The organism is Micromonospora sp. CB01531, assembly GCF_001905095.1.
GTDB lineage: Bacteria > Actinomycetota > Actinomycetes > Mycobacteriales > Micromonosporaceae > Micromonospora.
Map to the genome: position 1 here is coordinate 21049 of NZ_LWLS01000120.1, position 6454 is coordinate 27502.

General features: G+C 68.4%; 5 protein-coding genes, 1 tRNA gene and 3 pseudogenes. 5 read left to right on the forward strand and 4 right to left on the reverse strand.

Translation table 11 applies throughout. From position 1 onward, the window contains the following. Positions 1-82: 82 nt before the first annotated feature. A pseudogene (locus tag A6A27_RS47855) lies at positions 83-469 on the reverse strand (hypothetical protein); the annotation flags it as partial. Between the two features lie 18 nt (positions 470-487). Between A6A27_RS47855 and A6A27_RS36900 the strand changes: the two are divergent. Continuing rightward, positions 488-571: transfer RNA gene (locus tag A6A27_RS36900), tRNA-Leu, on the forward strand. Between the two features lie 2 nt (positions 572-573). On the opposite strand, the gene A6A27_RS36905 is transcribed toward A6A27_RS36900, so the two are convergent. From A6A27_RS36905 to A6A27_RS46565, 3 genes and pseudogenes are all read right to left on the reverse strand, one after another. Further along, entirely contained in the window at positions 574-2100 is a 1527-nt protein-coding gene (locus A6A27_RS36905) for a recombinase family protein (protein ID WP_083673166.1), read from the reverse strand. Between the two features lie 175 nt (positions 2101-2275). Then, positions 2276-2491, reverse strand: a pseudogene (locus tag A6A27_RS43855) (IS3 family transposase); the annotation flags it as partial. A 49-nt stretch (positions 2492-2540) separates the two neighbouring features. Continuing rightward, positions 2541-2945 (reverse strand): annotated as a pseudogene (locus A6A27_RS46565) (recombinase family protein); the annotation flags it as partial. Positions 2946-3025: 80 nt separating this feature from the next. Here A6A27_RS46565 and A6A27_RS36920 point away from each other — a divergent pair. The 4 genes from A6A27_RS36920 (at position 3026) to A6A27_RS36935 (ending at position 5903) form a co-directional block, all read left to right on the forward strand. Then, positions 3026-3346: a carboxymuconolactone decarboxylase family protein gene (locus A6A27_RS36920; protein WP_073839300.1), complete on the forward strand. Its 321-nt coding sequence runs from the start codon at positions 3026-3028 to the stop codon at positions 3344-3346. 19 nt (positions 3347-3365) lie between these two features. After that, positions 3366-3785, forward strand: coding sequence for a (R)-mandelonitrile lyase (locus A6A27_RS36925; RefSeq protein ID WP_073839312.1), 420 nt, complete (start codon positions 3366-3368; stop codon positions 3783-3785). Continuing rightward, positions 3782-4816, forward strand: coding sequence for an alpha/beta hydrolase (locus tag A6A27_RS36930; protein ID WP_073839301.1), 1035 nt, complete (start codon positions 3782-3784; stop codon positions 4814-4816). The genes A6A27_RS36925 and A6A27_RS36930 overlap by 4 nt, the downstream gene beginning before the upstream one ends. A gap of 64 nt (positions 4817-4880) precedes the next feature. Beyond that, entirely contained in the window at positions 4881-5903 is a 1023-nt protein-coding gene (locus tag A6A27_RS36935; RefSeq protein ID WP_198940614.1) for an alpha/beta hydrolase, read from the forward strand. Positions 5904-6454: the final 551 nt, after the last annotated feature.

Sequence of the window (6454 nt, forward strand, 5' to 3'; positions counted from 1 at the left end):
CCTCGCCGCGGCGACGCTCACCGGCCGCGTACGCCTGCTCCAGCACCCGCCGGGCGGCGGCCGGGTCGCCGGCCTCCCGGTGCAGGCGGGCGAGCAGGTGGCCGGTGGCCAACACGTCGGGGTGGTCCTCCCCGTAGGCCGGCCGGGCCGCGGCGATCGCGTCATCGAGCAGGCGGCGGGCGGTGGCCAGGTCACCGGCGGAGCGCAGGGCGAGGGCGTGGTGTTGCGCGGCCGTCAGGGGGGAGGGGTGTGACACATGAGCAATGCTGCCCGGAATCGGGCGTCGGACGCCACCCGACCCGGCGGATCTGGATGGGGTCTTGCGGGTCGGTCTCGTCTCGCCGCCCTGACCTGCGGAAACGGGCAGCCGGAACGGCGATGTGCATGATCCATCCGGGCCGTGTACAGTAATGCCCCGTGCGGCCCACGAGGGCGACCGAACCGGTGAGTAAGTCACCGCGGTCGACACGGTAGGCTGGACGAGTAAGTCCGGGTGGCGGAATGGCAGACGCGCTAGCTTGAGGTGCTAGTGCCCGTATAGGGCGTGGGGGTTCAAGTCCCCCCTCGGACACGTTATTTCCACACGAAGCGTGATAGTTCTTCGTGTTTTGTGTGATCCCCGTCCCGTTGAGCGGGGATTTTTGCTGTGGCGGGGAGGCCGCTTCCCTGCGGGTTGAGCGTGTAGACCGCGGTCTCGGCTTCGACTGCCCAAGCGTGGTGGTCACACACGATGACCATGTTGTTGGTGCGCAGGTAGGCGGTGACCTTGTCCGGGTCGGGGCTGCGCAGCGCGGGATGGTGACGGTGCAGTCCGCGGTCGTGGCGGATGCGGTCCAGCAGGTGGTCTTCGCGGATGTAGAGGATCTTCGGTTGGGCAGACGTCTTGGTGCGGGTGCTGGTGTGGCCGTGGCGGCAGCGGTATCCGGGGCGGCCGTGGACCCAGTGGGAGTCCATGATGCGGCCGCAGATGCCGCAGCATACGAGGCCGGCCAGGAGGTAGTGGCGAGGAGCGCCATCGGCGGGGGTAGGCGCGGTATGGATCGCCTGGGCTGCGACGAACTGTTCCTCGGTGACCAGCGGCGGGTGTGCGATCTGGCGGGAGATGACCCAGTGCGGGGCGGCGTTCCAGCGCTGGACCTCGCGGTGCCGTGCGACGGTCCCATGGGGCGTGAGGTCGTCGTGGTCGGTGCGTTGCCGGTTCCACACCTGCCGGCCGGTGTAGCGGGGGTTGGCCAGGATCGCCGCGACGGTGGTCAGCATCCAGCGTTGGCCGCTGCGGTGCCGGTTACGGGCCGGGTCGGCGCCGGACGGACACGGCACACCGGCGTCGTTGAGGGCGCGGGCGATGCTGGCCGCGCTGCGACCGGCTAGCCGCTGCTCGAAGATCCACCTCACCCATGGTGCGGTGGCCGGGTCGGGTTCCAGGCGGTGCAGGCGTCGCCCCCAGGCGGCGTGGGCGCGGTTCGGATGAGGTCCGGCGTCGACCAGCCGGTAGCCGTAGGGTGGCCGGCCGCCGAGATGTCGGCCCTGCAGTTCGGCTTGGGCGCGCATGGCCGCAGTCGTGCGATGCCGGGCCCGGGAGACCTCCCGCTGGGAGTGCACGCCCAGCAGGTCCAACAGCGCTAACTGTCGGGGGTTGTCGAAATCCACCGGCCCGTAAGTCTCCGGCAGCCACAACTGCACACCGTGCTTGAGCAGCGTGGGGGTCAGCTGCTCAAGCTGCTGGCCGTGGAAGGCGCGTTCGTACTCGCCGACGACGATCGCGTCGAACCCGCGTGCCGGGTCGGCCACGGTGGCGAGCAGCAGTGACGCTTGTGGTCGGTCCGGCCAGGCGATCCGGCGGGAGACGCCCTCGTCGAAGAACTCGGCCACGATCCGACCGTGGCCTGCGATCAGGTCTTCGGCGTAGTTGCGCTGCCATCGGCACGACGATGCCCGGTCCTGGAAGTCGACGGTGGACATTCGTCCGTAGAACGCGAACCGGGTGGCCGGTGGATTTGATGCTGTCGGGCGCCGCGCCGGGTGGCGGCCTCGCTGGCTCGACTGCCGTATCCACCGGCCGAGCAGGTCGGGTCCGTCGAGTTCCGGCGCGTATTGCATCAGACCCTCCCCACACTGAATACGCTCATCCATCTCGATATGGACGAACAGCGATGGGATGGTTCGTGGGATTCGGCCACTCGCAACATCTGTTGGCTCAACCGTGCGGTGGCGGGACCGGTTGTTCACCCGGTCCGCAGTCGTGCGGTGACAGTGGCAGCGAGTTTCGGTGCGCCACGCGCTGCTGTGAGCACAGCCGCGCGACCCGGTTCGGGGCGGCGGTGACGCCGTGGGCAGGTAGTTCATCGGCGATGAACCGGTACCCGAACGCCGGATCATCGGCGTGGATGTCCAACGCCGTGTTGATCAGATACGCGTCGTCGAGGTCCCGCTGACGGACCGGGTTGGCGCGCCACGCGTAGTAGGCCTGCTTGCTGAACCCCAGCACGCGCTGGTGTGCCCGTGCCGCAGCGGTAGCCGGCTCGGCCGTGCACCCAGTGCGATTCCAGCCGCCGTCCGCAGTGACCACAGCGCAGCAGACCGGACAGCAGGAAGGTGCGGGCGTGGCCGTCCTCGGGGGTCGGGTTACATCGGATGGCCTGGGCGGTGACGAAGTCCTCCTCGCTGACTAGCGCGGGGTGCGCCATCTCCTTGGAGACCACCCACTGTTCGGCAGGGTTCCATCGGTGCACCTCGCTGCGCTGGTGGTCGACGGGGTTGTGGTCGGTGCGTTGCCGGTTCCACACCTGTCGGCCGGTGTAGCAGGGGTTGTTCAAGATCGCGGCGACGGTGCGCAGGGTCCACCCGTCTCGGCTGCGGTGCGGGTTGCGGTCCGGGTCGACACCTGACGGAATCCGGCGACTCGGTGCCCGCAAGGGATGAGCGCCTGGTGGGTGTAATACCAATTCCTCCCTTCGTCGCTCTGGCGCGTTTAGCGTCGATCTCAGGGAACGGATTGTTCCCGTGGAACCACTGGAGGTATCGCATGGCAGAGCAGCAGAGTCGCGCCCAGCAGTTGGTGGGAGACATCGCGCCGAAGCTGGCCGAGCTGACCGATGAGGTGCTGTTCGGGGACGTGTGGGTGCGCCCGGAGCTTTCTCGCCGGGATCGCAGTCTGGTCACGGTGGCGGCGTTGACCGCGCTGGGCCGCACCGATCAGCTCCGCTCCCATCTGAACCTCGCGTTGGACAACGGCGTGACTCGGGAGGAGCTGGCCGAGGTCGCAACGCATCTGGCGTTCTACGCCGGGTGGCCTGCCGGGATGAGCACAGCGACGACTCTGAAGCAGGTGCTCGATGAGCGGTGACCCGGCGGCCACGCCATCGATGGTCGTCCTCCCGGTCCCGGCGACGACGAAGGCGGCAGCGGAGCGGTTCACGGGTGACGTGTGGGTGGACGACATCACCAACGGCGTCGGTCCCGGCACCGCAACGCTCGCGACGGTGCGCTTCGCGCCGGGTGCGCGCACCGCGTGGCACGTCCACGCCAACGGGCAGACCCTGCATGTGACCGATGGGGTCGGGATCGTCCGGTCGCGGGACGGGCGCACGATCGTGATGCGTCCGGGCGACACGGTGTACACCCCGCCGGGTGTCTGGCACTGGCATGGCGCGGCACCCGATTCGTTCATGGCCCACCTTGCGCTCTCCGGCGCCGGAGGCAACGTCGACTGGGGTGAGCACGTCACAGGCGACGAGCACGACGCCGCCACGAGCAGTAGCAAGACCGAAAGGAGCGCCCGATGACGAGCGACCTCACCACCCCATCCGATTCGGCTCCTTCACCGCTGGCGATCGCCGTGCAGGGCAGCTTCGCCGTCGGGGGGACGGTGGTCACCCGCGACGGGACGTTCGACCCGCGGAACCCGATGGACCCGGCCGGGCAGACGCTGCACGGCGACCACGCCCGCGTCACCTATCAGGTTCCGGTCGATGCCCGCCCGTTGCCGTTGCTGTTCTGGCACGGGTGGTGGGTGGACAGCTCTTGCTGGGACACCACCCCAGACGGCCGGGACGGGTTCCGCACCCTGTTCCTGCGCCGCGGGTTCCCGGTGTATCTGCTGGACCAGTCGCGGCGCGGGTCGGCGGGGAAGACGACCACGGCCGCGCCGATCAGTACCGAGCCGAACGAGCAGTGGTTCTTCAACCAGTTCCGCCTCGGGCTGTGGCCGGACCTGTATGAGGGCGGCCAGTTCTCCGGCGACCCGGCCGCTTTGGAGCAGTTCTTCCGGGCGATGGTGCCCGATACCGGCCCGCTGGATGAGGAGGTGATTGTCCAGGGTGCGTCGGCGGCGATCGACCGGATAGGTCCGCTCGTGCTGGTCACGCACTCGCACGCCGGGGGGTTCGGCTGGATTGCCGCGATCCGCAACAACCAGAACGTGCGCGCCGTGGTGAGCATCGAACCGGGCAGTGGGTTCGTGTTCCCCGAGGGAGAGCTGCCCGAGGCGATGCCCAGCTCGAACGGGACACTGGAGCCGGTGTCCATCCCGCTGGACGAGTTCGAGGTGCTGACGCAGGTGCCGATCATCGTCTATTACGGCGACAACATCCCCACCGAGCCGACCGACATCGCTGGGCGGGACAACTGGCGCACTCGGGTCGCGATGGCCCGGCTCTGGGTGGATGCGATCAACCGGCACGGCGGCGACGCGACCTTCGTGTCGCTGCCCGAGGTCGGCATCCACGGCAACACGCACTTCGCGTTCAGCGACCTCAACAACCACGAGATCGCGGAGCAGATCGGAACGTTCCTGGCCGAGAAGGGCCTGGACTGACCGGTCGGCCGCGACTCACGCACACCGCGCCTGATGCGGGCGCAGTATCGAGATGGAGATTCAGATGAGCGACATCGACATCATGGCGGACGCCGGCCCGGTGCACGACTACCGGCAGAACCCGTTTGGCCTGGTCTACGAATACCCAATCACGGAGAACGTGCCGGGCAAGGTCAACATCCACCCGGTCAGCTACATGCTGCGCGGGTTGAAGATCACCGCGAACGTGTACACCCCCGCGAACTACGACCCGAACGGCAGCTACCCGGCGATCACGGTGGCGCACCCCAACGGCGGCACGAAGGAGCAGACCGCCGGCCGGTACGCGCAGCGCCTGGCCGAGCAGGGCTACATCACCATCGCCGCCGACGCCGCCTACCAGGGCCACAGCGAGGGCGAGCCGCGCAGCGTGGACAAGCCCTTCTTCCGCACCGACGACATCCACGGCATGGCCGATTTCATCGCCACCTACCCCGGCGCCGACGCCAGCAGGCTCGGCGCGCTGGGCATCTGCGGCGGCGGCGGATACACCCTCAACGCCGCCAAGTCCGACAAGCGGTTCAAGGCCGTCGCCACAGTGAGCATGTTCAACTCCGGCCGAGTGCGCCGCAACGGGATGCAGGACTCGGCGTTGGACTCGATCCAGGACAAGCTCCGGCAGGCGTCGGAAGCGCGCGCCCTGGAGGCGGCAGGCGGTGAGGTCCGCTACGCGGGGGACGCCGACCTGACCGATGAGCAGATCGCGGCGCAGCCGTTCCCGCTGTACCGGGAGGGCTATGTCTACTACTGGAAGACCCACGCGTGCCCCGGCTCGACCTTCAAGTACACGATGAGTAGCCTGCTCGACCTGATGGCCTGGGATGCCACCGACCAGCTCGAACTGATCGACGTGCCGCTGCTGATGATCGCTGGAAGCGAGGCCGACACCCGCTACATGAGCGACGACGCCCTGCCGAAGGCGACCGGCACCGACGACAAGGAACTGTTCCTCATCGAGGGCGCGCAGCACATCGAGACGTACTGGATCGACAAGTACGTCGATGCCGCGATCGACAAGCTGACCGAGTTCTACGCCAGGACCCTCTAGGCGCACGGCAGGAGCCTCTCCACAGACGCCCCGCGCGACTGCATTTCGCGGAGCTGCGGAAGCAGTATCGAAACGAGTAGCGTTGAGAACGGCGACGCCCGACCGTGCTCAGTGTCGACGGAGGAACACCCGTTCCCACGGGTCTCCTCGGTAGGGGTGTAGTGACAGTTCCTCCCGCAATTCCGGAGGGCTTCGTAGCGTGGAAGGATGCGAACCACCAAACTGAAACGTGCCGCCCTCGCGACCGCTGCGTCCGTCGTGGCACTCGCACCGTTGGCGGCCTGTTCCAGTCCCGGCCCGGCGCCGTCCACGTCGGGGCCGACGTCGACACGCACGGCACCACCGTCGGGTAGCGCCGCCCCTTCCGCCTCGGGCTACGAGGACGGCACGCACAGCGCGATGGGCCGGTACGGCGGCGGACCGTCCTACCTCGACGTCACCGTGACCCTCAGCGGCAACGTCGTCACCGCGGTGACGGTTGAGCCGCAGGCGGAGAACGAGACTTCCCGCGGCTACCAGGAGCGGTTCGCCGCCGCCGTCCCGGACGAGGT